A 26,770-nucleotide genomic window follows, 5' to 3' on the forward strand; every position below is an offset into this window, starting at 1 on the left:
CAGACGTCAGCGGTCGGTGTGCGCTGTGGGCGTGGGCGCCAGGGCGGCGTCACCGCTGAGCAGGCTCGGCACGATCCCGGCCGAGATCGAGGCGAGGACCTCGGTGCCGACGGGGTAGCGCACCGAGTGGGGCTGCCACGACCTCACCGTCCGGCCCGAGGCGAGGCGGATGGTGTGGAGGATGAACGGCCCTTGGTACTCGACGCGGTCGACGACGGCCGGCGCACCGGTGACCCCGGCCGCGGGCAGGCGCAGGCTCACCTCGTGCGGACGGACGACGACCTCGGCGTCGGCGACGTCCTTGCGGATCGTCACGAGGCCGAGCTCGCAGGCGAGCCCTCCGTCGACGAGCGAGGCGGGGAGGAAGTCGGCGTCGCCCATGAACGACGCGACGAAGCGGCTCACCGGGCGCTCGAAGACCTCGACCGGCCGGCCCCACTGCTCGACGACGCCGGCGCGCATGACGCCGATGTGGTCGCCGATCGACAGGGCCTCTGTCTGGTCGTGGGTGACGAGGATGGCGGTCGTGCCCGTGGCGCGCAGGGCGCTCACCGTGTCGGCGCGGACCCGGGCACGCAGCGACTCGTCGAGCGAGGAGAACGGCTCGTCGAGGAGGACGACCTCGGGTCGGGGCGCGAGGGCGCGGGCCAGGGCGACGCGCTGCTGCTCACCGCCGGAGAGCTCGTGCGGGTAGCGGTCGACGACGTGGGCGAGGTGGACGAGGTCGAGCACCTCGCGCACCCGGGCGTCCTGCTCGGCCCGGGGCTGCCGGTCGAGGCCGAAGCGGATGTTGTCGCCGACGGACAGGTGCGGGAAGAGCGCGTGCTCCTGGAAGACGAGACCGACGCGGCGCCGCTCGGGTGCCACCCACTCGGGGCCGGCGACGACGCGGTCACCGACGGCCACCGACCCGGCGTCCGGGCGCTCGAGCCCCGCGACGAGGCGCAGCAGCGTGGACTTGCCACAGCCCGACGGGCCGATGAGGGCGACGATCTCGCCCTGCGCCACGGTGAGGTCGAGCTCGCGCACGGCGAGGGTGTCGCCGTAGCACTTCGAGACACCCCGCAGGGTCACCGCGCTGCTCACGAGGTCACCTGCCGGTGCGGCTCGGCGAGGCGCACCTGCCGGACGAGGAACCACACGGGGATGATCGCGAGCACGACGATGAGGAGGGCGGGCAGGGCGGCCTGCTCCCAGAAGTTCTCGTTGGCGAGCTCGTAGACCCACACCGAGACGGTGGTGAAGCCGAAGGGTCGCAGGAGCAGCACGAGGGGCAACTCTTTCACGGCGTCGACGGCGACGAGGACGAGCGCCACCGCGATGCCCGAGCGCGACAGCGGCAGGTGGACCCGGCGCAGCACCCGCAGCGGCGAGGCGCCGAGCGAGAACGCCGAGTTCGTCACCGACGGAGAGATCGTCGTGAAGCTCGCGTCGACCGCCTGGTACGCCGGCGCGAGGAACCTCACGACGTAGCTCGCGAGCAGCCCGATGACCGAGCCGGTGACGACGAGCCCGGTGCCACCGGGGACCCCCAGCGCCTCGAGCGACCGGTCGAGGGCCGCGAAGGAGACGAGGACGCCGATACCGATGACCGCGCCCGGCACGGCATACCCGAAGGTCGTGAGCTGGGCGGCACCTCGGGCGAGGCGACCACCGGTCATCCGCACCCCGTGGGTGACGAGCAGCGCGAGGGTGACGCAGGCGAGCGCGGCGAGAGCGGCCATGACGGCGCTGTTGGTGAGGTTGGTGGCGAACCGGTCGGTCGAGAGCGACGACGAGTCGGCCAGGGTCGCGGTGACCGCCCACCACAGGAGCTGCGCCACGGGCAGGACGAACCCGGCGGCGAGGACGGAGGCGGCCGCGGCGAACGCCCACCAACGCCCGGCGCCCGTGAGGACGGTGGGTGCGGCGGGTGGGCGGTGCGAGCCGCGGGCGTCGTAGCGCGCGCCACCGCGCAGCAGCCGCTCACCGGTGAGGACCATGACGGCGAAGGCGAGGACGAGGACCGAGAGCTGGGCAGCCGAGGCGAAGTCGAACGTGCCCTTCCACGTGAGGTAGACGCCGACCGAGACGGTGCGGACCCCGAAGTACTGGACCGTCGCGAAGTCGGTGAGCGTCTCCATCATGACCACGGCCAGACCACCGGCGAGGGCCGGGCGCGCGAGCGGCAGCAGCACCTGGCGGAAGGCCCGCCACGGCGTCGCGCCGAGCATCCGCGCGGCGTCCCACGTCACCTGGCCCTGGCCCCGGAACGCCGCCCGCGCCAGCAGGTAGACGTAGGGATAGAGCGTCAGCGAGAGCACGACCGGCGCACCCATCCACCCCGACAGCAGCTCGACGACGCTGGACCCGCCGAACACCGAGCGTGACGCACGAGCCGGCCCGCCCGCCGGTCCGAACGTCGAGAGGAAGAGGAAGCCGAGGACGTACGCCGGCATCGCCAGCGGCAGCACGAGCAGCCACGAGAAGAGGCGTCGTCCCGGGAAGTCGTAGGCCGTGACGAGCCACGCCAGCCCCACGCCGAGGACCGACGTCCCGAGCCCGACGAGGGCGAGCAGCGCGACCGTCGTGAGGACCATCTCGACGAGGTCGGAGGGGAGGGCGAGGTCGCGGGCGCTCGCGAGCGCCTGGACGAGGACGGAGACGACGGGGACCGAGACGAGCAGCGCGATGACGACGACGAGCGCCGACCACGCGGGCCGTCCGGAGCCCGAGAGCCGGGTCGCGCGGGAGCGGCGATCACTCCCGGCGACCGGGCGGTCGGTCTCCACCTCGGCGCTCACCTCTGCATCATCCCAGCGGGGTGGGGGCGCTCACGCGCCGCCGGTCACTTGTAGCCGGCCTCGGCGAGGAGCTTGACCGCCTCGGCGTTCTGCGAGCCATAGGCCTCCGCCGAGATCGGCATCCGCTTGAACTCCCCGAAGTCGGCGATGAGCGGCTCGGGCTTCACGCTCGGGTTGACGGGGTACTCGTGGTTGCCGTCGACGAACGAGCTCTGGCCCTTGGTCGCCAGCCACTCGATGAGCTGCTGCGCCTGGGCCGGGTTGTTCGAGGTCTTGACGACACCGGCGCCGGAGATGTTGACGTGCGTGCCGGCGCCCTCCTGCGAGGCCCAGAAGGGCTTGACCTTCATGTCCGGCTTCTTCTTGAGCTCGCGCGCGAGGTAGTAGTGGTTGGTGATGCCGACGTCGCACGTGCCGGCGTCGATCGCCTTGAGCAGCTCGACGTCGTTGGACTTGATGTCCACGCCGTTGCCGACCCAGCCCTTGACCGTCGCGAGGGTTGTGTCTCGGCCCTCGAGGCCGATGAGGCTCGCGACGAGGCTCTGCGTGTAGGCCGAGGTGGCGTCGCGCATGCAGAGGCGACCCTTCCACTTCGGGTCGGCGAGACCGGCATACGTGTCGGTCGGGTCGAAGTCGGTGGGCTTGACCTTGTCGGGGTTGTACATCGTCGTGCGGGCGCGCATCGCGAGGCCGAACCACTGGTTGCCACTGTCGCGCAGGTCCTCGGGGACAGCCTCGGTGAGCGCGGCCGACTCGACCGGCTCGAGCACGCCCTGCTCGGCGGCGTTCCAGAGGTTGCCCGCGTCGACGGTCATGAAGACGTCGGCCTCGCCGTCGGCACCCTCGGCCTTGATGCGCTGGAGGAGCTCGGCGTCGCTGCCCGAGATGAACTCGACGCTGATGCCCGTCTCGTCCTGGAACTCCTTGAACGCGCCCTCGAGGTCGTAGTGCCGCGCCGAGTAGATCTGGAGGTCGGCGTTGCTGCCGCCGATCCCGAGGACGCCGCAGCCGGAGAGCGGCAGGACGGTGGCGGTGGCGACGAGGCCGGCGACGGTGGCGCGACGCGTGCGGGGAGAGGGCACGAGGGGACTCCTGGGAGCGGGAACGCTGACGATGCATTCTGACGGAGTTAGGTAAGCCTGTCCAAATCCCCCTATCATCCTGCGGTGTGACGGCCCCGGTCCTGCCCCAGCACCGCGTCGCCCTCGTCGGGCGGCTGCGGTCGTTCGGCGACGCGGTCGCGCTGCGGTGGCTCGACCGGTCCGGGATGCAGACCCTCCCGTATGCCGTCCTCGCCGCTCGCGTGGACGAGCGCCGGGTCGCGCTCGGCACGACCCCACGGCTCGTGCTGCTCGAGGCCGGCAACGACGTCGAGTCGGTCGTCACGCTGCTGGCGGCGCTCGCGGGCGGGCACCCCGTGGTGCTCGCGGCACCGGGCGGCGGCGCCGGCCTGGTCGAGGCGTGGGACCCCGACGTCGTCGCGCGCGGACCGCTCCTCGAGGCGCGTCGACCCGGCAGCGCCCACGACCTGCACCCCGACCTCGCCCTCATGCTCTCCACGTCGGGCAGCACCGGCTCGCCCAAGCTCGTCCGGCTCAGCACCGCCAACCTCGACTGCAACGCCGAGCAGATCGTCGACGCCCTGGGCCTGCGTGCCGACGACGTCGCGGCGACGACGCTGCCCCTGCAGTACTGCTACGGCCTCTCGGTCCTCCTCAGCCACCTGTCGGTCGGCGCCGGAGTGCTGCTCACCGACCTGTCGGTCGTGGACACCTGCTTCTGGGAGGCGTTCGGTGAGGCCGGGGGGTCGACGCTCGCCGGGGTGCCCTACACGTTCGACCTGCTCGACGCAGCGGGCTTCGCCTCGCGGGACCTGCCCCGGTTGCGCCTGCTCACCCAGGCCGGGGGCCGGATGGACCCGGCGGCGGTCCGGCGCTGGGTCGCGCTCGGTGAGGAGCGCGGGTTCGACCTGCTCGTGATGTACGGCCAGACCGAGGCCACCGCCCGCATGGCCACCCTCCCCGCGCACCTCGCCGCCGACAACCCGACGAGCATCGGTGTCGCCGTGAGCGGCGGTCGCTTCTCGCTCGCCCCTGTCGAGGGAGCGGCCGCCGGTGTCGGCGAGCTCGTCTTCGAGGGCGGCAACGTCATGATGGGCTACGCCACGACGGCCGCCGACCTCGCCCGCGGCGCCGAGGTCACGGCGCTGCACACCGGAGACCTCGCGCGGTTCACCGCCGACGGGCTCGTCGAGATCGTCGGACGCCGCAGCCGGTTCGCCAAGGTCTGCGGCCTGCGCATCGACCTCGACCGCGTCGAGAGCGACCTCACCTCGGGAGGGCGCACGGCATACGTCATGGACGGCGGGGACCGCCTGCTCGTGGCGGTCACCGCGTCCGCCGGGGAGTGCGACGTCGTGTCCGTGCGCCGAGAGGTGAGCGAGCGGTATGCCGTCCCACGCACCGCCGTCGTCGTCACCGACGTCGGCGAGGTGCCCAGGACGCCGTCGGGCAAGGTCGACCGCCCGGCGCTGGCCGCGCTCGTCGACGCCTTCGGCGAGGGCACCTGCCCCACCCCAGACCGACTTATTGCCCGTTCGGGCGAGGAGTCGGCCGACGAACCTGCCGCTGATGGCGCCCGAACGGGCAATAAGTCGGAGGCGGTGCGGGAGCTCTATGCCGAGCTGCTCGAACGCCCCGACGCCACCCTCGACGACTCGTTCGTCACCCTGCGCGGCGACTCGCTGTCCTACGTCGAGGCCTCGGTCCGGCTCGAGGGTCTGCTCGGCACCCTGCCGGAGTCGTGGCACGTGCGCCCGGCCCGCGAGCTCGGACGCGCGAGCGACCCGGCGCCCGAGGTGCCCCGGTGGCGACGGGTGCGCTCGATCGAGACCTCGGTCCTGCTGCGCGGCGTCGCGATCGCCGTCATCGTCCTCACCCACGCCGGGGTGCTCGACATCCGCGGCGGGGCCCACGCCCTGCTCGCCGTCGCCGGCTTCGCGTTCGCGCGCTTCCAGCTCTCCGGCGAGGCCCGCTCCGAGCGAGTCGTCCACGCCCTCGAGTCCGTCACCCGGATCGCCGTCCCGGCCATGGCCTGGCTCGGCGTCCTCTTCCTCGTCGACGAGCGCTACTCGCCGTGGAACCCCGTGCTGCTGACCTCGGTGGGCGGCAGCAATGTCCACCCGCAGTGGCGCTACTGGTTCGTCGAGGCGGTCGTCCACATCCTCGTCGGTGTCACCGCCCTGCTCGCCGTCCCCGCCCTGGACCGGCTCGAGCGGGCCCGGCCGTTCGCCTTTCCCGTCGCGCTGGCACTCGTCGCGCTCGTCTTCCGCTACGGGCTGGTCGACGTGGGGTCACACCACGTGAACGGCCGGCCGGCGGTGGTGCTCTGGCTCTTCGCCCTCGGGTGGGCCGCCGCACGCACCACGGCGACGTGGCAGCGCTGGCTGCTCACGGCATACGTCCTCGTCGTCGTCCCGGCCTTCTTCTCCGACCCGGTGCGCGACGCCACCCTCGCGGGCGGGCTGCTCGTGCTGCTCTGGGTGCGTTCGGTCCGCGTGCCAGCCGTCGTCGTCCCGGTCGTCGTGCCGGTCGCGTCGGCATCGCTCTTCATCTACCTCGTGCAGTGGGAGGTCATGGGCCGGGTCGGCTACTCGCCGCTCGGCGCCGCCGTCGCCATCCTCACCGGGTGGATCGCGTGGCGCGGCGCGAGCCCGATCGTGGAGCCGGTCGCCCGCTGGGTCGGACGCTCCGCTGCCCGGGTGCTGGGGCTGCGCGCCGCGTCCGTCAGCTGAGGATGTCCTGGCGGCGGAAGCGCCGGTAGCCCAGCGCGAGGAACAGCACGGCGTAGAGCACCGACCACAGGGCACCGTGTCGCAGGTCGGTCCAGTCGATGGGTCCCGAGACGAGCAGGTCGAGCCAGGCCCGCGAGTAGTGACCGGGGAGGGCCTTGCGCCAGTCGCCGAGCGCGTCGATCGAGTCGAGGATGCCCGAGACGATGAGCAGGACGAGGGCGCCGCCGACCGCGGCGAGTGGCGTCTGGCTGCGCACCCCGACCCAGAACGAGAACGCTCCGATGGGCAGGATCATCACGAGGACGTAGACGACGGCGACCGCCATCCGCGGGAGCCACTCGCCCCACGGCAGCTCACCGCCGCCGAGGATGCTGAACGGCTGGGGTCCGTAGGCCAGCGTGCCGACGACGAGCGACCACACGGGCAGCGCGATGACGAGGGCCGCCGTCGAGAGGAATCCGATGACGAGCTTGCTCGTGAGCAGCCTCGCCCGAGACACCGGCGCCGTGAGGAGGTAGCGCAGCGAGGACCACGATGCCTCCGCCGGGACGGGGTCGCCCGCGAACAGCGCGGCGACGATGAAGAGCAGCAGCTCGGCCGAGACGACGAAGGCGAAGACCGTGAAGTTCGGGCCGCCACCCGTGGCGAGGTCGACGAGCCGGACCGTCGGGTCGCCGGGGCGCCCCGGCTCGTCGTCGAGCGAGAACGCCGCGACGAGGATGAGTGGCAGCGCGACGACGATGGCGATCATCCAGAGCGTGCGTCGCCGCCCGAGCTGACGGCGCAGCTCGGCCCGCCAGGACAGTGGCTTGCTCATCGGGCACGCACCTGTCGTAGTCGTTCGACGATCGAGCCGTCACCTGCACCGTCGCCGTCGGGGTCGCCGTCGCGGGTCTGCGAGGAGGCGATGACCCCGAGGAAGACCTCCTCGAGGTGGCGCCGGCTGCCGACCCCGACGACCTCGGCGCCGGAGTCCACGACCGCGCGCACGACCATCTCCCGCGGGCGGTCCGAGACGACGGTGAGCGTGGGCTTCGTGGGGTCGTCGACGACCTCGACCGACCGTATGCCGTCCGCCCCCGCGAGCGCGGCCCGCGCCGGGGCGATCGAGGCGACCGACGCGAGCTCGAAGACCGTGGTGTCCTCGCTCGCGAGGAGCTCGGTGACGGGACCGGCCGTGACGACGCGGCCCGCGTGCATGACGACGACGTGGCTGCAGGTCATCTCGACCTCGGCGAGCAGGTGGCTGGAGACGACGACGGTGCGTCCGGTCGCGGCATACGACTGCAGGATCGGGCGCATCGCCGCGATCTGCGGCGGGTCGAGGCCGTTCGTCGGCTCGTCGAGGAAGAGCACCTCGGGCCGCCCGAGCATGGCCTGGGCGATGCCGAGTCGCTGCTTCATGCCGTGGCTGTAGGTGCGGACGGGGCGGTCGAGGGCCCCGCCGAGCGCGGCGACGGCGAGGGCCTCGTCGAGCGCGGCCTCCTCGGCGGGGCGTCCGGTCGCGGCCCAGTAGGCCTCGAGGTTCTGGCGACCGGTGAGGTGGGGCAGGAAGCCGGGTCCCTCGACGAGCGCGCCCACCCGGCCAAGGACCTCGGACCCGGGGTGGACGGGGCGGCCGAGAACGTGGACCGACCCCGAGTCCGGGGTGATGAGGCCGAGCATCATCCGCATCGTCGTCGTCTTGCCGGCGCCGTTGGGCCCGAGCAGGCCCACGACCTGCCCACGCTCGGCTCGCCACGAGACGTCGTCGACGGCGCGGTGCCCGTCGCTGTAGGTCTTGACGAGCGAGTCGACGACGAGCGGGATGTCGGCGTAGTCCTCACGCACCGCCTCGCGGTGGCGGCGACGTCGCCGCAGTAGGGCGGAGCCGGTGACTCCTGCGAGCAGGAAGAGGATCCCGGCGGCGAGCGCGATCGACTCGGTGTCACGCTCGCTCGACCCGGCGGTGACCCGGCCCTGCGCGGTCGGCACGCTGAGGACGGGTTCGGCCAGGGTGACCCGGTCGCCCCGCGCCTCGCGCGGGGTGCTGAACGAGCTGTCGGTCGAGGTGACGAGGACCCGCCAGCGGCTGCCGGCGGCCATCGACCACACCGACGGGGGCAGGTCGACCGTGACGTCGGTCGCCGTCCCGGGGGTGAGCTCGACCCGCACGGGCGACGTGAGGGCTCGCTGCTGGACCGCGTCAGCGCCCTCGACCCGCCACAGCGAGACGAAGAGCGTCGCCTCGCGGCCGGTGGACGTGACGCTGAGCCGCACGCTCGGGGTGCCGACGACGGTGAGCGACCGGTCGAGGACGGTGCTGTCGAAGGCGGCGGACATGCCCGGGAGGGCCGCGAGCCGGTAGGTCGGCAGCTCGGTCGCGCCGAGTCCCGGGATCGAGGTCATCGAGCTCGGCTGGCCGCCCGGAGGCGTGAGGAGGGTGGCGGGCTCGTCGGGACGGCGCAGCTGCACCCGCTCGACGCCGCCTCGCAGTCCCGGGTAGGCGTCGAGGGTCGCGACGGGGGCCTTGTCGGTGCGCCGGGGGATGGGGAGCGAGTAGGTGAAGGCGGGCACGGGCAGCGGGTCGGTGCGCGTGCCCGCGAGGTAGGTCCGGACCCAGGTGCGTGCGGCGTCCTCGTCGAGGCCGGGGTTCGAGGAGGCGCCGTCGTGGCCGCCGTCGGTCCAGCGCACGGCGTGACGGGTGCCGGCCTGTGCGAGGCCTGCGGCGTTGGCGTCGGCCTGGTCGAGCCCGAAGAGGGTGTCGGACTCGCCCTGCACGAGCAGGGTGGGGGCGGTGACCTCGGTGATCGTCGGTTGGGGGCTGTTGCGACGCAGGGTTGCCGTGAGGGTGGGGCTCGGGCGGCCGTTCTCCGCCGCGTCTTGGAGCTCGCGGCACAGGCCCAGCTCGAACCGACCGCAGAGCAGGTCGGCGGCAGTGCCCGTTGCGGGTGCGGCCGACTGGGCGGGCGCACCGCTCGACCCGCCGGTCACGCCACCGCCACCGCCGCCGGCCACGGCCCCGACGCTCGCGCCGAAGAACCGCGATCCCCACAGCTGTTTGTACGGCCCCGGCACCGTGCTCCCCGCTGCGCCCTGCGGGAAGAGCGCGCGCGACAGGTCGTTCCACGTGATGGCGGCGACCGTGGCGTCGACCCGCGGGTCCGCTCCGGCGAGCATGAGCGCGAAGGCCCCGCCGTAGGATCCGCCCGCGACGGCGACGCGTGGGTCACCGTCGCCGTCCCGCCTCACCTCCGGCCGGGATCCCAGCAGGTCGAGCAGCGCCACGCCGTCCTTGACCTCGAAGTCCGGTGAGTTGAGGTGGATCCGGCCACCCGAGCGGCCGAAGCCACGCGCGGTGAAGGTGAGGACGACAGTGCCGTCGGCGGCGTACTGCCGCGCCTCCTTGTCGACCGACTCCTTGCTGCCGCCGAACCCGTGGGCGAGGAGCACCGCGGGGTGCGGCCCCGACCCGGCAGGCAGGTAGAGGCGGGTGTCGAGCGTGACCGAGGACCCGTCGGACTCGGGACCGACGTCGACCATCTGGTCGGTCGTCCTCACGGAGGTGGTGTCCGACTCGGCCGGGACGACGCCCGGTGCAGCGAGTGCCACGGGGGCGGCGGACGCGGGTAGGGCCGGGGCCGCGACGAGCACGAGTGCGGCGAGTGCGGTGACGGCCTCGGACGCGACGGCACCGCGACGACGTTGCCGAGCGAGCCGCTGCATGGCTCATCCTCTCGCGACGACGTCAGGGGGTGCGGGCGGTGTCCGCCGCACACCGAAGCGAACGCTTCGACCCGGCGCGAGGTTCCGCGGGTCGCCGGGTCAGGACTCGAGGGTGCGGTCGAAGAGCTCACGTACTCCGTCGGGCAGCGCCGGCTCGGGGATCGTCACGTCGAGCGGGGGGACGTCGCAGCTCACGGCGTAGCGGAAGGCGTCGGGGATCATCCGTCCCTGCGCGAGCGCCATGAGGGTGGGGCTCGCGAGCAGGGTGCGCCAAGCGGTGGCGTCGTCGTCGGGGAGCTCGTCGAGGGTCACGCTCCGCTCGCGCACCTGCCCGGCGAACCCACCGGTGCGCCGCACGAGCAGCTGGCTCGGCCCACCGTCACCCGGTGCCGGGTTCGGGTCCGGCGCGGGACCTGGCTCCGGCACGGGCTCGGGGGTGGGGTCCGGCGCCGGGACCGGCGCCGGCTGCGAGCCGCCGCCGTCGGGCTGTCCCGGAGCGGGCTCGGCGTCGCCGGTCACGCCCACCTCGCGCCACGCGTCGCGCACCGCCCGCACCTCCTCGGAGTCCTCGCCATGGGCCTGCACCGCGGCCACCTCGGTGAGCCCGGCGAAGGTCACGAAGTCGCAGTCCGCCTTGATGTCACCGGTGACCGCGGCATACCAGATCGCGCCGGCGCGCTCCCAGGCGTTGCCGCCGAGCGTCGTTGCCACGAGGTGGAAGGCGCGGTTGGGGATGCCCGAGTTGATGTGGACGCCGCCGTTGTCGTCGTCGGTGTCGACGTAGTCCCGCATGTGCCCCGGCTGCGGGTCCTTGCCCAGGCGGGGGTCGTCGTAGGCGGTGCCCGGCTCCTTCATCGAGCGCAGCGCGACGCCCTTGACGTCGGGCCCGAGCAGCTCGGCGCCGATGAGCCAGTCGGACTCCTGCGCGCTCTGCCCGAGCGCCCGCTGCTTGACGAGGATCCCGAAGACGTCGGAGACGTGCTCGTTGAGGGCGCCGGCCTGGTCTTGGTAGACGAGGCCCGAGGTGTACTGCGTGACGCCGTGGGCGAGCTCATGACCGATGACGTCGAGGCTGCGGGTGAACCCGAGCAGCACCACCCCGTCGCCGTCGCCGAAGACCATCTGCGACCCGTCCCAGAACGCGTTGTCGTAGTCCTTGCCGTAGTGCACGGTGGCGACGAGCCCGAGCCCCTTGTCGTCGAGGCTGTTGCGCCCGTATGCCGCGTTCCACAGGTCCCAGGTCGCGCCGAGCCCGTCATAGGCCTCGTTGACGGCGGTGTCGTCGCTGGCCGGGTCACCTTCACCACGGACCTTGGTGCCGGGCAGGTCCGTGCCCCCGGCGGCGTCGTGGACGACGCGGTTGGGCGCCTCGGTCGTGGCCCGGTTGGCCCGACGGCTCACCGGCGTCCCGTCGGGGCGGAGCGCGTGCTCGCGTGCGTGGTCCTCGTAGCGGAGCTGGTCGAGCCGCAGCGTCTCGCGGGCGCGCTGCTCGAGGTGCGGCTCGCCCGAGGTCGCGAGCGCCTCGAGGAGGTAGGGCGGCACGATCCCGCACCGCACGACCGGGCGCGGGTCGCTGGTCGGCTGGGGCGTGGGCTCGTGCGTCGTCATGTCCCCATCCTGTGCCAGCCCTCCGACAGCCGCACCTCGGCGAGCGTCCTGCCGTCGCGGCAGCAACGCGACCCCTCACACCCCCGCGAGGACCGCGAAGGCGAGCGCGAGCAGCACCGCAGCCTGGGCCGGCTGGGCCGGTCGCTCGGCGGGGTTGGGACCGCGCAGCCGCTCGCTCCACAGCACCGCCGTGACCCCGACCATGAGCACGAGACCGTGGGACACCAGCATCACCGCCATCGCCGGCCCGCACGTCGCCACGCAGCGCAGCCCGGTGGTCCACCCGTTGCGCACCGCGTCGACGCTCGCCCGGAGGCCGGTGAGTGCCCCGGGCTGGACGGCGCCGCACCGCCTCAGCAGCAGTCGCCGCGGGGGTGCGACGTGCCAGACCGCGGCGAGGACGAGCACGCCGGCCACCTCGCGCGTCCCGACAGTCCCCGGCCGCAGCCATCGCACGAGCACGAGCCCGACCAACCCCACCGTGAGCCACGGCGTCAGGTAGCCCATCACGAACTCGGTGACCGTCCGCGCACGCCGAGCCCACAGACCACCGGCGGCCACCCGGCATACGACCGGGGTGACGAGAGGAAGCATCATCGCGACCACCATGAGCGACCACACGAACCAGGACCGCCACAGGGACGGCTCCACATGATGTCCCATGTGTTCGGATCCGTTGCGGGACAGGGCGATCAGCGCGGCCAGAGCGAACACCGCGACCACGACGACGCAGGCGATCCACAGGGCCGGCCGCCGGTCCGGCCGGGTGACCCGCGACCAGCGCCGCACCGGCAGCGCGAACGTCGTCATCGCCGGCTCACGCACTGAGGACGACGACACGGGCCGCGCGCAGGTCCGGTGGCTGCACGGCACCGGTCGACGCCTGGGCCAGCGCGTCGGTGTCCGACGGCACCGGCAGCACCGGCTCGAAGGTCACCGCCACCCGCGCCGGGTCCCACCTCCCACGGTCGGCCAGGACGTCGCGGACGTGCGTGATCTCGAAGACCTTGGTCAGCCCGTTGCCCCCGTGCACGGAGTCGCCGCGCGACGCCTCGGCGAGCCCGAACGTCGCGAGCCGCCCGGCGAGCAGCTCGGGGTGGTCCGCCCCCGAGGCACCCGGCGGGAGGTTGACGAACACCTCGTATGCCGGTGCCGCTGCGGTTCCCGTGATGCCCTCGAGCCTGAGGTAGACGCGGGTCGGGGCGGCGCCCTCGGCCTCGCCGAGCCCGAGGTCGGAGGGTTCGGCCAGCTCGACCACGGCCGGTTCGGCCCGGGTCAGGGGTACGTCCTGGGTCGCGCCGACGACCTGCGGGGTGACGTGACGCCGCGGGGGAGGAGCCTGCGCGCCGCCCATGCCGATCCCGCCGTCGTCGGGTGCGCCCGGGCCGCCCGGGGCACCCGGAGCGGCGAGGAAGGTGCTCGGCGCGGACAGGTCCTCGTAGGTGTAGCCCAACGCCTCGGGGTCGAGGACGTCGCCGACCCGGTAGGTCGTCGTCCCCCCGCCCGGCGCCGGGAAGCGGAACGACGTGCGGAACCACGCCGGGTCGTCGTCGGGCGGGTTGCGGTGCTCCGGGTCGGCGTCGAGCCACACCTGCCAGAGCCGGTCGAGGTTGGCGTGGTGCAGCCAGAAGAGCGGGTCGAGCCCGGCGGTGAAGAACGAGCCCATCCAGCCCTCGCGCACGGTGTTGCCCTGCGCGTCGAAGTCGTTGCCGACGACGACGTGGACGAACCCGTGCGGGGTGTCCTCGATCGCGCCCATCTCCTCGCCGAAGAAGCTCGGCCGCGAGCGCTCGCCCCCGCCGAACGACGCTATGCCGGTGTCGGTGGCGAACGGCTCGGCAGCCAGGGCCTGCGTGACCGAGTCGGAGACGTCCGGCAGGGGGTCGCCGCCGTTGGCGAGCACCGAGCGGTTCGGCGTGAACAGGGCGTTGTCGGGGCGGTTCTCGCGGAACGCCGGTGGCAGCACGGCAGTGCTGCGCCGGTCGGGGTCGAGCGCGTACCAGTACGGCAGCGACCAGTCGGCGTCGCCGAGGTGGTGCTGGACGACGGCCTCGAACGCGGCGAGAAACATCCGGTGCCACGGCAGGAAGAACCAGCTGCCGTGCTGGCACCGGCTCCACAGCGGGTTGCTGCGGTCGGCACGACCGGTCCGGGTCGCCCGCCCGTGCATCGCCGCCTGGAACTGCCAGGACAGCGGGTCGCGCGGCTTGCCCGAGACCGGGTCGAGCGAGCGCATCACCTCGACCGCCCGCGCGTAGGCGACGAGGACCTCCGGCCACGTGCCCTCGTCGTCGGTCCGGGTCCAGACGTCCATCCGCGTGCGTGCCATCTCTCCTCCTGCGTGGGCTACACCTCGATCTCGAGGAACGGCTGGTCGTCCGGGAGGACGCGCACGGTCACCTGCCCCGTATGCCGTGCCTCCAGCCGTCGTGCTTCGTCCAGGGCCGCGCGCATCGCCTTGCGTCGCTGCGGGATCGTGCGCTGCTCGGAGCAGGTGAACCACACGGTGAACGGTCGCGGGTCGACCTGCGCCCGGGTCTCGACGAGGGTCCTCACGACCGAGGGGTTGGGATTGGCGTGGGCGCCGTCGGCGCTGAAGACGTAGTGCCCGGCAAGGACGCTGCGCGCGAACCGGGTGCTGAGGTTGTGCTCGGAGCCGTGGTGCTGGACCTTGACGACGTCGCACCAGAACGGCTGGCTGTCGGTGAGGTGCCCGGCGGCGGTGAGCCCGTCGAGGATCTCGTCCTCGGCGGCGTCCCCGCTGAGTAGCAGCGTGCGACCCGCCTCCTCGACGAGCAGGATGATCGAGGCCGAGTTGGGCGTCGTCACCCCCGTCGGGCTGAGGTGCTCGATGAGCGCCGGCGTCGCCGTGGGGTCCGGCTCGTGGCCCTGCGCCGCGGTGTCGGCTGCCCGGGCCACGTCACGCACGAGGTCACGGGCCTGCGGGGGAGACATGGGCAGGGTGCTGGCTGCCGTGCCCTGGCCCGCAGCGCCTCCGGTCCCGCCTCCAGGCCTTCCGCCGGCCGCTCCGGGGCGGCCGCCGGCGTCCTTGACCGAGGCGGGTTGCCGGTCGAGCCAGGCACGCCACTCCTCGCGCAGCTTCTTGAGGTGGACCTCGGCGGGACCGAGCACCTGAAGCGTCGCCGACCCCACCCGTTCGACGTGAACCGGCGAGCGCAGCATGACGAGGCCCTGGTCGAAGGCAGCGTTGCGGAGCACGGGTGTCTCGTCGTCGGCGAGGCGGAGCAGGGTCACCCCGTCGCTGATGCTCTCGGCCAGGCCGGACAGGTCGTCGAGCGCCATCCGGCCCGCACCGGACTCTTCCTCCACCTCGGCCGCGGCGAGTGAGAGCGCCTCGGCGGCGGTCGACGCCAGAGCGGCAACCGGGCCCTCGAGATCGCCGAGCTGGGCGCGCCACGCGTTGTGCCACAGGCCGACCACCGTCGGCGGCCGGGGTGTCACGGGAGCCGGGTGCGTGGGGTTCGCCCCCTCACCCACCTGGTAGTCGTGGACCTCCCAGGCGGCGACCTCCTTGAGCAGCGAGATGACCCCGGAGATGTGGTCGGCGTCGACGTGGCTCACCACGAGCAGGTCCACCTTCTCGCCGGCCGTCGCGAGCTCGGCGAGCGCGGGCCGGGTGTTCTCGCGGAACGACGCGGTGCGGCCACCGTCGACGAGCACGTGGTGTCCGTCCCCGGTCGTCACGAGGAGGCAGTCGCCGTCCCCGGCGAAGAACGCCCTGAGCCGCATCACTTCGCCGCCTTGCGCCGCTCGTCCTTGAGCATCGCGAGGTGCATGTCCGCGAACTCGCGGGTCCGGGTGAGGCACGACTCGGCGTCGATGACGCCGAAGCCGGTGTCGTTGCGCCACCCGAAGGTCTGGCCGGGCAGCGGGGAGGAGGTGGAGCGCATGATCCCCTGGATCTGGGCCGACGTGAGGGTCGGCGAGACCCCGAGCATGAGCGCCGCGACCCCGCAGACGTAGGGCGAGGCCATGCTCGTCCCCGTCATCTCGATCCACGGGAACCGCGCGTCGAACCCCCGTGCCGCGACGACCTCGGTCCCGTCCGCCGCGATGTCGGGTTTGGAGCGCCCGTCGCGCGTGGGTCCCCGGCTCGACGTCACGTGGGCGGCGCTGCGCCCGAGGTCGGCGTTGGCCACCGAGAGGATCCGGTCGGCGCAGGCGAGCGAGCTGATCATCCGGTCATTGGTGTAGGAACCGGGACCGAACGAGGACGGATAGCGCCACTGGTTGCCCGTCCCCGGGAGCCTCACCGGGTCGTCGCGCTCGATCCAGGCGTCGAACCTGCCGTCCCGCACGACGACACCGGTGAGCCGGACGCGCCACGAGCCGGACGCGATCGGGCCCAGCGCCCGGGAGCCGTCGGCCGCGACCTCGCCGAAGAACGGCGACAGGAGGACCGAGATCCGGTTGAGCCCGTTCGCCGGGTGGTAGGCCTCGTTGTAGATGCTGAGCACGGTGCCGTTGTCGAGGATCTGGTTGCGGATCTTCGAGCCCTGCGAGACCTTCGGGATCCACGGCATACCGGGTGGTTTGACCTCGACGTCGAAGCGGTCCTGGGGGCCGTACCAGATCTCGAGCTCGTTCTCGGACACGTCGAGGATGTCCTCGCCCCCGACGACCCACTCGAGCTCGTGGCGCAGGCTCGTCGCCGGCAGCGAGCCGCCGGCGTGGATGCGGCCCTTGACGTAGTCGCGGTCGTCGGCCCAGCGCGGCTCGACCTGCCCGGCGTTGCCGGCCGCCACCGAGACGCACCGCCCGCGGGTCGCGAGCGCGTTGTCGATCCAGCGCGCCATCGAGCTCGAGGTGTCATGCGCGTGCCCGTTGGTGCCGAGGCTGATGTTGATCGAGACCGGGAGAGGGCTCCCGTCGGGGTGACGCTCCTGCCCCAGCCGGGCGGCGAGGTCGAGGAGGTAGTCGACGGCGTCGGCGATCCGGGTCGAGTCGTAGAAGCTCGACGCCGCCTCCTTGTCCTCGGGTCGCAGCGCCACGAGCACCCCGGCGATGAGGGCGCGGCGGGCGACCCCCCGGTTCCCCGCCGCGATCGAGGCGACGTGCGTGCCGTGCGAGGCGACCGCCATCTGCGACTGCGGCTCGAGCGCGGTGGCCGCCATGTGCCGTGTCGCCGACGCCTTGAGGGCCGCGTTCATGTGGCTCGCGAGGATCTCCGAGCCATAGCCCATCGCCTCGCGGTCGTCGCGTCGCGCCGACGGCGGCGGCGGCCGGGTCGTTCCGCCCTGGTCCCAGATCGCCACCCACCGCGTCGTGTCGCCGTCGAGGAAGTCCGGGTGAGCGAAGTCGAAGCCGCCCACGTCGATGATGCCGACGAGCACGTCGAGCCCGTCCTTGTGCCGACGCCGTTCCGACGCGACCCGGCGGGCCGAGCGGTCCGGCGCCCGGGTCTGCGCACCGACCGCCGGCTCGGGTCCGCGCAACGACTGGCCCGGCTCGACGTACGAGACGCCGGGGATCTGCAGCAGCCGGGCCACCTGTCCTGCGGGCACCTCGACCGAGGCCATGTCGAGCTTCCACCGGACCCTGGTCGCGCACTCCTGCACGGCCGCGACCGCGTCGGCATGTGCCACCGGGTCGAGGTCACGGTCGATCTGGACGAAGAGCGAGAAGCCGACCTGGGTCGGCGTGACGTCCTGCGGCAGCGTGGCGGCGAGCCGGGCCACCTTGGCCGCGGGCAGGATCCGGATCGAGCGGGCCGGTCCGTCGTCGCCACCTTCGCGCGCCGGCGTGGGTCCCGGCGTGGGTCCCGGCGCAGGTCCGGCGTCTCCGGTCGCCAGCCCCGGGGCCGCCGAGTCACCCCTCGTCGCCGGGGCACCCGAGACCCACGACCCGGAGCCACCCGAGCCACCCGAGCCACCCGAGCCGCTCCAGCCACCGGACGGCGAGGCGACCGTCGACATCGCGACCGAGGGGCACTGCTCGGCTCGGCCGGCGTTGACCTCGTCGGAGCCGCCGAGGAAGACGTCGAGCTTCGGGGACAGGCGGGGGTTGAGAGCCCTGACCTCAGCAGGCTTCATGAGTGACCCCTTGCGCCCGGCCCCCCGTGACTCCTCGTGACTCTCGTCGTGTGCACCGGCCAGCGGTGCATTTCGCTGACAGAACCTCGCCTCTCCCACGATGATGGACCTCAGCTCGGCACGGAGAAGGGCGAAACGATGAAAAACATCGTCATCTGCTTCGACGGCACGGGGAACCAGGTCCAGGCCCGCGACAACACGAGCGTCGTGCGGCTGTTCTCGCTCCTCGATCTCTCCGACGCGGCTCGCCAGGTCGGCTACTACGACCCGGGCGTCGGGACGATGGGGTCGTCACGGTCGTGGACCCCGTGGGGCCAGGCCACGACGAAGGTCCTCGGTCTCGGGTTCGGTCTGGGGCTGCGCGAGAACCTCGGCGAGGCCTACGAGTTCCTCATGCGCCACCACGAGGACGGCGACCACATCTTCGTCTTCGGCTTCAGCCGAGGCGCCTACACGGCGCGGGCCCTCTGCGGGATGCTCCTCAAACTCGGCCTCCTGCGCGACGGTGCCCAGAACCTCGTCCCGTATGCCGTCAGCCTGTTCACGTCGCGCGACCCGGACTGGGTGCGGCTGGGTCAGTTCGGCAGTGCCCTCTCCCGTCGCGGGGCGGACGGGCGGATGGGGCTGCGGGTCCACTACCTCGGCATCTGGGACACGGTGAAGGCTGCCGGCATGCTCCGTGGCGGCCTGAAGTGGCCCGACACCCGCCAGCTCCCCAACGTCGACCGGATCCGGCACGCGGTCTCCATCGACGAGAAGCGCCGACCGTTCGAGGAGTACCTCGTCCACGACGTCGCGCGGCCCGCGAAGAACGCCCCGGCGCGGTCGCTGTCCGAGGTGTGGTTCGCCGGCGTGCACTCCGACGTCGGGGGCACCTTCGAGGACCACGAGCTCTCCGACATCGCCCTCAAGTGGATGGTCGAGGACGCCGTCGCGTGGGACCTCCTCGTCCTGCCCAAGCCGTATGCCGCGGCGCTGGCCGTGGAGCGCGAGTTCGCGCACGGCCGGATCCACGACATGGGCCGGACCTGGGCCCTGCTCGGCTACCGCCGCCGCACCTTGCCCGACGACGCCGTGGTCCACGCGAGTGTCCAGGACCGCGTGACGCGCGACCCGGCATACGCCTCCCGTCTTCCGGCGCGGCACCGCTGGGACGACCCGCAGTGGTTCGAGCGGAGGGGCCCGGAAGGACCATCTGGCAAGACCCCGAAGTGACGTCCCGGGCAAGGGCCGTCCGGCCCATTGCCCCGGCCCGGGCGTGGTCCTAGGTTGCGCCTTGGGTGGCGTCGGCTGCAGTCGCTGGTCACGAGGTGAGCCGGCTGACGGCCGCCACCGACGTGGCCACCCTTTCGCCAAGGCAAGGGGACAGGCATGTCCGAGACACCGCGGCGTGGCGCCAAGAAGGGCAACGCCAGGAAGAGCACCGCCAAGAAGTCCGCCTCGCGCTCCGGCGCATCGTCCGGGTCGTCCTCCGGCTCCTCGGGGACCGGCGACAACCCGGAGCTCATGAGCTCCTCCGAGGTCGGGACGGCGATCATCGCCGGACTCACCTTCGGCCCCAAGGCCGTCCAGTACGCCGTCGTCGACGGTCGGGCGATGTTTGAAGGCGACATCGACCTCGGCAGCGTCGAGGAGGTCGAGGCCGCCACCGCTGCCATGCGTGGCCAGGGCGAGGGGCTCGAGCAGGGCGTGGTCCTGCCCGGCAGCCAGTTCCGGTGGCCCGGTGGGCAGGTGCCCTACGAGATCGACCCGGCGATGCCCGACCAGCAGCGCGTCCACGACGCCATCGCGCACTGGGAGCAGAACACGGTCATCCGGTTCGTCCTGCGGACCCCGGCCAACGCCGCGTCCTTCCCCAACTTCGTGAGGTTCATCCACGGCACGGGCTGCTCCTCGCAGGTCGGCATGCGCGGGACCGGGCGCCAGGACATCTCGATGGGTACCGGCTGCGACGCCGGCCGTGGGATCCACGAGATCGGACACGCCGTCGGCCTGTGGCACGAGCAGAGCCGCGAGGACCGCGACCACTTCGTCACGATCCACTGGGAGAACATCCAGGCCGGCCGGGAGCACAACTTCAACCAGCACATCGCCGACGGAGACGACGTCGGGGCCTACGACTACGGCTCGATCATGCACTACGAGCGGACGGCGTTCTCGAGCAACGGCCGGGAGACCATCACGCCGACGAGCCCGGCCACGGCGCAGATCGGCCAGCGGGTCGCGCTGAGCCAGGGCGACCTCGACGCCGTCGCGTCCATGTACGGCGCGCCCGTCGGGCCCCAGCCCAAGCGCTTCATCGACCCGCCCGAGGGGTTCAAGAAGATCGTCGACGACCTGCGCCCGCCGCGGCCGAAGCGGTTCATCGACCCGCCCGGTGGACTCAAGAAGCTCGTCGACGACCCGCCGACGCCGGACCCGCTCAAGAAGCTGCGCGACGACCCCATCGTCGGTCCGAAGCGGTTCATCGACCCGCCCGGTGGACTCAAGAAGGTCCGCGACGACGTCCCGGTCCCCTTCCCGCGGTTCCCGATCCCGCGTCCCGACCCGGGGCCCCTGGCCGGACGGCTCTCGCCCTTCCTGCTCGCCACCGGGCACCAGGCCGACGTCGGTGGTGGCGACGCCGAGCTCGCTGCCGCCCTGGAGGCCTCCGCGTCCGCGGTCGTCGAAGCCCGGCGCAACGTCGTCGCGCTCCAGACCGCGCTCACGGCGGCGACCTCGGACCTCGCGAGGGCACAGGAGACCTACGACGCGCTGGTGAGCGCGACCGGCATGGGCTGACGTGACGATCCTGCTCGTCTCACACGCGGGCGACGACCACCTCGCGCCGATGCTGGCCGAGCTGGGCCGGATCGGCAGCGAGGCGGTCGTCGTCGACACCGCCTCGCTGCCGGGCACCGTCGGGGTCGCCGCGCGGCACTCGACCGACGGTGACGACTGGCGTTTGCGGCTCGACGACGGCGGCTGGCTGGACCTCGCGACCTGTGGCTCGGGGTGGTGGCGTCGCCCGCGACCCGCCGAGCCCGACCCGAGGATCACCGACCCCCACGAGGCGTCGTTCGCGCTCAACGAGACCTACGAGGCGATGGCCGGCTTCTGGGACGCCCTCCCCATCACCTGGGTGAGCCCGCCCAAGGCGATCGAGACCTCGATGATGAAGACCTGGCAGCTGCCGGCGGCCCGCGCGGCCGGTCTCGAGATCCCGCGGACGCTCGTGACCAGCGACCCAGGCGAGGCCCGCGCCTTCGTCGACCGGCTCGGGGTCGGCCAGGTGATCTGCAAGGCGTTCTCCGCGACGCGGGAGACCTGGCGCGAGACCCGCGTCGTCGGAGCGGAGGAGTATGCCGTCCTCGACCACGTCGCGCTCGCCCCGGTGATCTTCCAGGAGCTCGTGCCGGCCGAGGTCGACCTCCGGGTCACGGTCGTGGGGGAGGAGGTCTTCGCCGCAGCCATCCACTCCCAAGAGCTGGCCTACCCCCTCGACTTCCGGATCTCGCTCGACCTGGGGGCCGGGGTGCGGATGACCCCCACAACCCTCCCCGACGACGTGTCGGACGCCCTGGTGCGCCTGCTCAAGGTGGCGGGGCTGCGCTACGGCGCGATCGACATGCGACGCACCCCCGACGGCCGCCACGTCTTCCTCGAGGTCAACCCGGCGGGCCAGTGGCGGTTCGTCGAGGAGGTCACCGGGCAGCCGATGACCGCGGCCGTGGCCCGCCTGCTCAACGATCTGGACGCGGCGCGGCGCCCCAGGTGGCCGCCGGTCACGGCATGCTGCTGACCAGTCGGCCGTCCGCGAGCGCACCGTCGCGGCGCACCACCACCCGAGGGAGGCACGCGTGAGCACCGTCCACGTCCGGATCGAGTGGCCCAGCGGCGAGCCTCTGCCCGACGACGCGTGCGCGCGCATCGCGGTCGAGGACGTCAGCGCCCTCGACGCACCGTCGACCGTCGTCGCCGAGACCGTCGTCGAGGACCTCGACACGACGGGCGCGACCGAGGCCGACCTCGACGTCCCCGACGTCGAGGCGGGCACCGACCTCGTCGTGCGCGTCCACGTGACGCCGAGCGCGCGCCGCGGGACGCCGGTGCAGGTGGGGGACCTCGTGACGACCCAAGCCCACCCCGTCCTCACCCGAGGACACGGGGCGAGCGTCGTCGTCCAGCCTCGACGCGTCGGCTGACCCGGCCTCGACCGACCCTCGGTCGGAGGTGTCGCTCAGCCGGAGCTGTCGCTCAGCCGTAGGTGTCGCGCGGTCCGCGCCCGTCCTGGACCCGGCGCGACCCCCGTGACCACGAGGGCGCGCTCGGTCCGACGACCCGGATCTCGCTCACCGTGCCCTCGCCCACCTCGCGGGTCAGCGAGGCCATGAGGGTGTTGGCCATGAGCCGCAGGTTGGTCGCCCACGCCGTCGAGTCGGCCCGGACCGTGAGCACCGAGTCGACGAACTCCACGGGCTGGCAGTGCTGGGCGACCTCGGAGCCGACGATCGAGGGCCACCGCCCGATGACCGACCCGACCGCGACGTCGACCTTCCAGCCACGCTCGCTGACGAACGCGTCGAGCTCGTCACCGAGCGTCTGCGGGTCACGACCGCCGCGCCTCCCCTCGCCGCCGGTGCCGCTGCCGGGCATGTCCTTGAACCGCCGCTTCGGCTTGACCCCCGGCCGCAGCCCGCGGGCGCGCGCCGCGGCCCGGGCCCGCGAGAGGGCGTCGGCCGGGGCCGACTGCAGGTCCTCGACGGTTTCACGTGAAACCTCGCCGTCGCCCCCGGTGCCGGACGACGTGCCACCCACCGACGAATTGGGCTGTCCCGCAACGGGATCCGTGTCGTCAGGCACGCTCGGACACCTCACCCAGCGACACGGCATACGTGCGCCCGCGCAGCTCCGGCGGGACGTCGGCCTCGACGGCCGCTGTGATGAGGACCTGCTCGCAGTCGGCCACCATCGCCGCGAGGCGCTCGCGACGGCCCGCGTCGAGCTCGGCGAAGACGTCGTCGAGGATGAGGACCGGGTCGTCGCCGAGGTCGTGCCGCAGGAGGTGGTATGCCGCGAGCTTGAGTCCCAGCGCGAAGCTCCAGCTCTCGCCGTGGCTGGCGTAGCCCTTGGCCGGCAGCTCGCCGAGGGTGAGGACGACGTCGTCGCGGTGCGGGCCGACGAGGGTGACGCCGCGCTCGATCTCCTGCGAGCGCACCTCGGCGAAGGTCTCGAGCAGCTCGGCGTGCAGCTCCTCGAGCTCGGGCACCTCGCCCTCGGCGATCCGCGCCGCCATGGCCTCACGCAGCGAGGAGCGGTACGACACCCGAGCATCGGACTGCCCGGCGCTCACCTCGTCGTAGGCCTTGCCCAGGAGTGGGGCGAGGTCGCGCAGCAGCCGCAGCCTGGCGTAGAGCAGGGGAGCGGCCACCTGGGCCAGCTGGGTGTTCCAGACCTCGAGGGTGTGCAGCGCGCTCTCGCGCTCGCTCGCGGTGTCCGAGCCCTCGACCGGTCGTCGCTGCTTGCCGCGGCCGCGCAGCACCGGCGCCGCGGACTTGAGCAGGGCGTTGCGCTGCTTGAGGATCCGGTCGTAGTCGCCGCGGGCGCCGGCCCACCGCGGCTGGCGGGCGACGAGGAGGTCGTCGAGGAAGCGCCGGCGCTCGGACGGGTCGCCCTTGACCAGAGCGAGGTCCTCGGGGGCGAAGAGCACCGTGCGGACCTGCCCGAGCACGTCGCGGGTGCGGGTCAGCGCCGACTTGTTGAGCCGGGCGCGGTTGGCCCGCCCGGGGTTGATCTCGATCTCGACCATCGACTCGCGGCCATCACGCACGACCGCGCCGCGGATGATCGCCTGCCCGGCCCCGAACCGCACGAGCGGGGCGTCGCTCGACACCCGGTGCGACGACAGCGACGCGAGGTAGCCGATCGCCTCGACGAGGTTGGTCTTGCCCTGGCCGTTGAGCCCGACGAACGTCGTGATGCCCGGGTCGAGCGGGAGCTCGGCGCTCGGATAGCTCCGGAAGTCGCCAACGGTGAGGTGCCGGACGAACACCGAACCGGCTCAGGCCTTCTTTGCGGCGCGCTTCCGCGTCGACGCGGTGCCCGAGGTCGGGCCGCTGGCCGCACCGGTGGCGCCCGAGCCGGACGACGGGCCCGCCGAGGCGGCCTTGCGGCCCTTGGACGCGGCCTTGGCGGCGCTCTTGGTCGGCTTCTCCTTGGCGGCGGCCTTGGCCTTGGCGGTGTCGGCGGACTTCGGGCCGGCCTGCGCCTCCGAGCGGAGCTTCTCGCCCTCGGCGGTCGTCATCACCTGGTGCCCACCGAACTGGCCACGCAGCGCGGCGACGGCCTGCATCGTCGGCGAGGACTCCTGGCGCGAGGCGAACCGGGCGAAGAGCGAGGCCGAGATGACCGGCATCGGCACCGCGTTGGCGATGCCCTCCTCGACGGTCCAGCGACCCTCGCCGGAGTCGGCGGTGTAGTCGGAGACGTCCTCGAGCTCGGGGTTGTCCTCGAGGGCCTTGACCATGAGGTCGAGCAACCAGGAGCGGACGACGGTGCCACGGCTCCACGCCTTGAAGGACCCGGGGACGTCCTTGACGATGTCCTTCTTGGCGAGCAGCTCGTAGCCCTCGGCGTAGGCGTGCATGAGGCCGTACTCGATGCCGTTGTGGACCATCTTGACGTAGTGGCCGGCACCGATGTCGCCGGCGTGGACGAAGCCCTCGTCGCGCGGCCCCTCGGGGCGCAGCGCGTCGAAGATCGGCATCGCCTTGGCGACGTTGGCCTTGGTGCCGCCGACCATGAGGCCGTAGCCGTTCTCCAGACCCCAGATGCCACCGGACACACCACAGTCGAGGTAGCCGATGCCCTTGGACTTGAGCAGCTTCTCGTTCTCGATGTCGTCGGTGAAGCGGCTGTTGCCACCGTCGATGACGAGGTCGCCCTTGTCGAGCAGCTCGCCGAGCTTGGCGACGGTCTCGCGGGTGGGGTCTCCGTGGGGGACCATGACCCAGACGGTCCGGGGCGCCTCGAGCTTCTTGACCATCGCTGCGAGGGTCCTGACGTCGGAGACGTCGGGGTTGCGGTCGTAGCCCACGACCTCGTGGCCGGCGCGGCGGATGCGCTCGCGCATGTTGCCGCCCATCTTGCCCAGGCCGATGAGTCCGAGTTGCATTGCCAACCCCTTCAGGTGGGAGACGGTCGAGTGGTCGTCAGGCTACGCCCGCTCAGCTCGCGAAGCGCACCGGCATGATGACGTAGCGGTAGCTCGTGTCGGCCTCGCCGTCGGCCTCGGCCTGTCCACTGAGGACGGCGGGGCGCGACGGCTGGGTGAAGGACAGGCGGCTGAAGTCGGTCCCGACGGCGCCGAGGCCGTCGAGCAGGAAGCCCGGGTTGAAGGCGACCTCGATCTCGGGGCCGCTGAGCGTGGCCTCGACGGCCTCACTGGCCTGGGCGTCCTCGCCAGTGCCGGCCTCGATCGCGACCTGGCCCTCGGTGAAGCGCAGTCGGACGGGGGTGTTGCGCTCGGCGACGAGGGCCACGCGCTTGACGGCCTCGACGAGCTCGGCGGTGTTGATGACCGCCTCGGTCTCGGAGGACGACGGGAAGATCGAGCTGACCTTGGGGTACTCGCCGTCGAGCAGACGGGTCGTCGTGCGGCGCGAGCCGGCCTCGAAGCCGACGAGCCCGTCGCCACCGGCGGCCGAGCCGAGCGCGACGTCGATCGAGCCGCTGGCGCCGAGCGAGCGGGCGGTGTCGGCGAGCGTGCGGGCCGGGACGAGCACGATGTGGCTCGCCGCGCTGTCCGTGGGGTTCCACGTGAGCTCACGCATGGCGAGACGGTAGCGGTCGGTGGCGAGGAGCGTCATCTTGTCGCCCTCGATCTCGACGCGCACGCCGGTGAGGATCGGCAGGGTGTCGCCGCGGTCGGCGGCGACCGACACCTGGCTCACGGCCTGGGTGAAGACGTGGCCGTCGATCGAGCCGCTCGGCTCGGGGGAGGCGGGGAGCGTCGGGTAGTCGTCGGAGGGCATCTGGAGCAGGCTGAACCGGCTCGAGCCGCACGTGACCTGCACCTTGGAGCCCTGCACCTCGACGTCGACCGGCTTGTTGGGCAGGTTGCGCGAGATGTCGGCGAGGAGGCGGCCGAGGACGAGGACCGTGCCGGACTCGCTCACCTCGGCGGGGACGGTGAGCCGCGCGGAGACCTCGTAGTCGAAGGCCGACAGCGTCACGGTGCCCTCGTCGCTGGCCTCGAGCAGGATGCCGGCGAGCACGGGGACGGGCGGACGCGCAGGAAGTCCACGAGCCACCCAGGTGACCGCCTCGGCCAGGACTTCACGCTCGACGCGGAACTTCACGGCATACCGACCTAACTTCAAGAAAGAGGTGCACGGGGTGGAACGACAGGAACGACGCGCACGGACATGGCCCGGGAACGCGGGAAGCATGACCCTAGTGCACGAAGGTACGCGGGGTCACCCGAGTCGGAATGTGTCATGTCGTCCGGGTCGAGGTCGGGGTTCCACAAGCAGGTTCTCGGGGCAGGACAGGAGATAGATGGATCTCGTCAGGTTTGTAGGAGGTGTGGATCCTGTGGACAACCCGGCATTCATGCAGGTCAGCGGCCTGCTGAACCGGTGGATGACCCGTGGACGCCGTGTGGAGCGCGCGTCCTCGCCTGTTGACGGCCCGTATGCCGTCCGCTCCGGTCCACCGGTCCGTCACCGTCCGTCCACCTCCCCGAGGTGGTTGTCCACAGCTGTCCACAGGCATCTGGGGATGGAGGGTTTGTACAACCTGCGGGTGGGGTGAGTTGTCCACAGAGTTGTGCACAGTCCGTGGATGGT

The 26,770-nt window shown here is 72.5% G+C and carries 19 protein-coding genes; 5 read left to right on the forward strand and 14 right to left on the reverse strand.

What is annotated here, in order from left to right; translation table 11 throughout:
• Window positions 1–6: 6 nt before the first annotated feature.
• From ACSQ11_RS05610 to ACSQ11_RS05620, 3 genes are read right to left on the reverse strand one after another with little or no spacing between them, the layout of a single operon-like run.
• On the reverse strand, window positions 7–1,086 hold the full coding sequence (locus tag ACSQ11_RS05610) for an ABC transporter ATP-binding protein (RefSeq protein ID WP_436003874.1): 1,080 nt from the start codon (window positions 1,084–1,086) through the stop codon (window positions 7–9).
• The gene (locus ACSQ11_RS05615; RefSeq protein WP_436003876.1) at window positions 1,083–2,783 is read right to left on the reverse strand and encodes an ABC transporter permease; all 1,701 of its coding nucleotides are present in this window, start codon (window positions 2,781–2,783) and stop codon (window positions 1,083–1,085) included. Before ACSQ11_RS05615 ends, ACSQ11_RS05610 begins: the two co-directional genes overlap by 4 nt.
• 44 nt (window positions 2,784–2,827) lie before the next feature.
• On the reverse strand, window positions 2,828–3,865 hold the full coding sequence (locus ACSQ11_RS05620) for an extracellular solute-binding protein (protein ID WP_436003878.1): 1,038 nt from the start codon (window positions 3,863–3,865) through the stop codon (window positions 2,828–2,830).
• A gap of 86 nt (window positions 3,866–3,951) precedes the next feature.
• On the opposite strand from ACSQ11_RS05620, the gene ACSQ11_RS05625 reads away from it, so the two are divergent.
• Entirely contained in the window at window positions 3,952–6,576 is a 2,625-nt protein-coding gene (locus tag ACSQ11_RS05625) for an AMP-binding protein (RefSeq protein ID WP_436003880.1), read from the forward strand.
• On the opposite strand, the gene ACSQ11_RS05630 is transcribed toward ACSQ11_RS05625, so the two are convergent.
• The 7 genes from ACSQ11_RS05630 to ACSQ11_RS05660 all read right to left on the reverse strand — a co-directional run bounded on the left by ACSQ11_RS05630 (window position 6,569) and on the right by ACSQ11_RS05660 (window position 17,942).
• A complete protein-coding gene (locus ACSQ11_RS05630; protein WP_436003882.1) occupies window positions 6,569–7,393 on the reverse strand; it encodes an ABC transporter permease in 825 nt (274 codons plus the stop codon). The two genes, ACSQ11_RS05625 and ACSQ11_RS05630, sit on opposite strands and share 8 nt — an antisense overlap.
• Window positions 7,390–10,281 carry an alpha/beta fold hydrolase gene (locus tag ACSQ11_RS05635; RefSeq protein ID WP_436003884.1) on the reverse strand — a complete coding sequence of 964 codons (2,892 nt, stop codon included), beginning with the start codon at window positions 10,279–10,281 and terminating at the stop codon, window positions 7,390–7,392. Before ACSQ11_RS05635 ends, ACSQ11_RS05630 begins: the two co-directional genes overlap by 4 nt.
• 99 nt (window positions 10,282–10,380) lie before the next feature.
• Window positions 10,381–11,889, reverse strand: a complete 1,509-nt coding sequence (locus tag ACSQ11_RS05640; protein ID WP_436003886.1) for a protealysin inhibitor emfourin — start codon at window positions 11,887–11,889, stop codon at window positions 10,381–10,383.
• 75 nt (window positions 11,890–11,964) lie between these two features.
• Window positions 11,965–12,729, reverse strand: a complete 765-nt coding sequence (locus tag ACSQ11_RS05645) for a DUF2182 domain-containing protein (RefSeq protein WP_436003888.1) — start codon at window positions 12,727–12,729, stop codon at window positions 11,965–11,967.
• On the reverse strand, window positions 12,707–14,218 hold the full coding sequence (locus ACSQ11_RS05650; protein WP_436003890.1) for a DUF7868 domain-containing protein: 1,512 nt from the start codon (window positions 14,216–14,218) through the stop codon (window positions 12,707–12,709). The genes ACSQ11_RS05645 and ACSQ11_RS05650 overlap by 23 nt, the downstream gene beginning before the upstream one ends.
• Window positions 14,219–14,235: 17 nt before the next feature.
• Window positions 14,236–15,639, reverse strand: coding sequence for an MBL fold metallo-hydrolase (locus tag ACSQ11_RS05655; RefSeq protein ID WP_436006706.1), 1,404 nt, complete (start codon window positions 15,637–15,639; stop codon window positions 14,236–14,238).
• Window positions 15,639–17,942: a S8 family serine peptidase gene (locus tag ACSQ11_RS05660; protein WP_436003892.1), complete on the reverse strand. Its 2,304-nt coding sequence runs from the start codon at window positions 17,940–17,942 to the stop codon at window positions 15,639–15,641. Before ACSQ11_RS05660 ends, ACSQ11_RS05655 begins: the two co-directional genes overlap by 1 nt.
• Before the next feature lie 138 nt (window positions 17,943–18,080).
• On the opposite strand from ACSQ11_RS05660, the gene ACSQ11_RS05665 reads away from it, so the two are divergent.
• The 4 genes from ACSQ11_RS05665 (at window position 18,081) to ACSQ11_RS05680 (ending at window position 22,126) form a co-directional block, all read left to right on the forward strand.
• The gene (locus tag ACSQ11_RS05665; RefSeq protein ID WP_436003894.1) at window positions 18,081–19,157 is read left to right on the forward strand and encodes a phospholipase effector Tle1 domain-containing protein; all 1,077 of its coding nucleotides are present in this window, start codon (window positions 18,081–18,083) and stop codon (window positions 19,155–19,157) included.
• Window positions 19,158–19,313: 156 nt separating this feature from the next.
• The gene (legP, locus tag ACSQ11_RS05670) at window positions 19,314–20,723 is read left to right on the forward strand and encodes a Dot/Icm T4SS effector Zinc-dependent metalloprotease LegP (protein WP_436003896.1); all 1,410 of its coding nucleotides are present in this window, start codon (window positions 19,314–19,316) and stop codon (window positions 20,721–20,723) included.
• 1 nt (window position 20,724) lies between these two features.
• The gene (locus ACSQ11_RS05675; protein WP_436003898.1) at window positions 20,725–21,723 is read left to right on the forward strand and encodes a hypothetical protein; all 999 of its coding nucleotides are present in this window, start codon (window positions 20,725–20,727) and stop codon (window positions 21,721–21,723) included.
• Between the two features lie 58 nt (window positions 21,724–21,781).
• Window positions 21,782–22,126 (forward strand): hypothetical protein, encoded by a 345-nt coding sequence (locus ACSQ11_RS05680; protein WP_436003900.1) that lies wholly within the window; start codon window positions 21,782–21,784, stop codon window positions 22,124–22,126.
• A 52-nt stretch (window positions 22,127–22,178) separates the two neighbouring features.
• On the opposite strand, the gene ACSQ11_RS05685 is transcribed toward ACSQ11_RS05680, so the two are convergent.
• Genes ACSQ11_RS05685 through dnaN form a run of 4 tightly spaced genes read right to left on the reverse strand, consistent with a single transcriptional unit; the run spans window position 22,179 to window position 26,281 of the window.
• Window positions 22,179–22,784, reverse strand: coding sequence for a DUF721 domain-containing protein (locus ACSQ11_RS05685; RefSeq protein WP_436003902.1), 606 nt, complete (start codon window positions 22,782–22,784; stop codon window positions 22,179–22,181).
• Window positions 22,777–23,973: a DNA replication/repair protein RecF gene (gene recF / locus ACSQ11_RS05690; protein WP_436003904.1), complete on the reverse strand. Its 1,197-nt coding sequence runs from the start codon at window positions 23,971–23,973 to the stop codon at window positions 22,777–22,779. The genes ACSQ11_RS05685 and recF overlap by 8 nt, the downstream gene beginning before the upstream one ends.
• A 9-nt stretch (window positions 23,974–23,982) precedes the next feature.
• Window positions 23,983–25,095, reverse strand: coding sequence for a phosphogluconate dehydrogenase (NAD(+)-dependent, decarboxylating) (gnd, locus tag ACSQ11_RS05695; RefSeq protein ID WP_436003906.1), 1,113 nt, complete (start codon window positions 25,093–25,095; stop codon window positions 23,983–23,985).
• Window positions 25,096–25,147: 52 nt separating this feature from the next.
• Entirely contained in the window at window positions 25,148–26,281 is a 1,134-nt protein-coding gene (gene dnaN / locus ACSQ11_RS05700) for a DNA polymerase III subunit beta (protein WP_436003908.1), read from the reverse strand.
• Window positions 26,282–26,770: the final 489 nt, after the last annotated feature.

Origin of the sequence: Knoellia sp. LjRoot47 (assembly GCF_964253435.1) — a bacterium.
Classification (GTDB): domain Bacteria; phylum Actinomycetota; class Actinomycetes; order Actinomycetales; family Dermatophilaceae; genus Knoellia.

Excerpts from the sequence above, each read along its gene's own strand:
- ACSQ11_RS05630 (WP_436003882.1), bottom strand. The coding sequence starts at position 7,393 with ATGAGCAAGCCACTGTCCTGGCGGGCCGAGCTGCGCCGTCAGCTCGGG.
- ACSQ11_RS05635 (WP_436003884.1), bottom strand. The coding sequence starts at position 10,281 with ATGCAGCGGCTCGCTCGGCAACGTCGTCGCGGTGCCGTCGCGTCCGAG.
- ACSQ11_RS05640 (WP_436003886.1), bottom strand. The coding sequence starts at position 11,889 with ATGACGACGCACGAGCCCACGCCCCAGCCGACCAGCGACCCGCGCCCG.
- ACSQ11_RS05650 (WP_436003890.1), bottom strand. The coding sequence starts at position 14,218 with ATGGCACGCACGCGGATGGACGTCTGGACCCGGACCGACGACGAGGGC.
- ACSQ11_RS05655 (WP_436006706.1), bottom strand. The coding sequence starts at position 15,639 with ATGCGGCTCAGGGCGTTCTTCGCCGGGGACGGCGACTGCCTCCTCGTG.
- ACSQ11_RS05660 (WP_436003892.1), bottom strand. The coding sequence starts at position 17,942 with ATGAAGCCTGCTGAGGTCAGGGCTCTCAACCCCCGCCTGTCCCCGAAG.
- ACSQ11_RS05665 (WP_436003894.1), top strand. The coding sequence starts at position 18,081 with ATGAAAAACATCGTCATCTGCTTCGACGGCACGGGGAACCAGGTCCAG.
- legP (WP_436003896.1), top strand. The coding sequence starts at position 19,314 with ATGTCCGAGACACCGCGGCGTGGCGCCAAGAAGGGCAACGCCAGGAAG.
- gnd (WP_436003906.1), bottom strand. The coding sequence starts at position 25,095 with ATGCAACTCGGACTCATCGGCCTGGGCAAGATGGGCGGCAACATGCGC.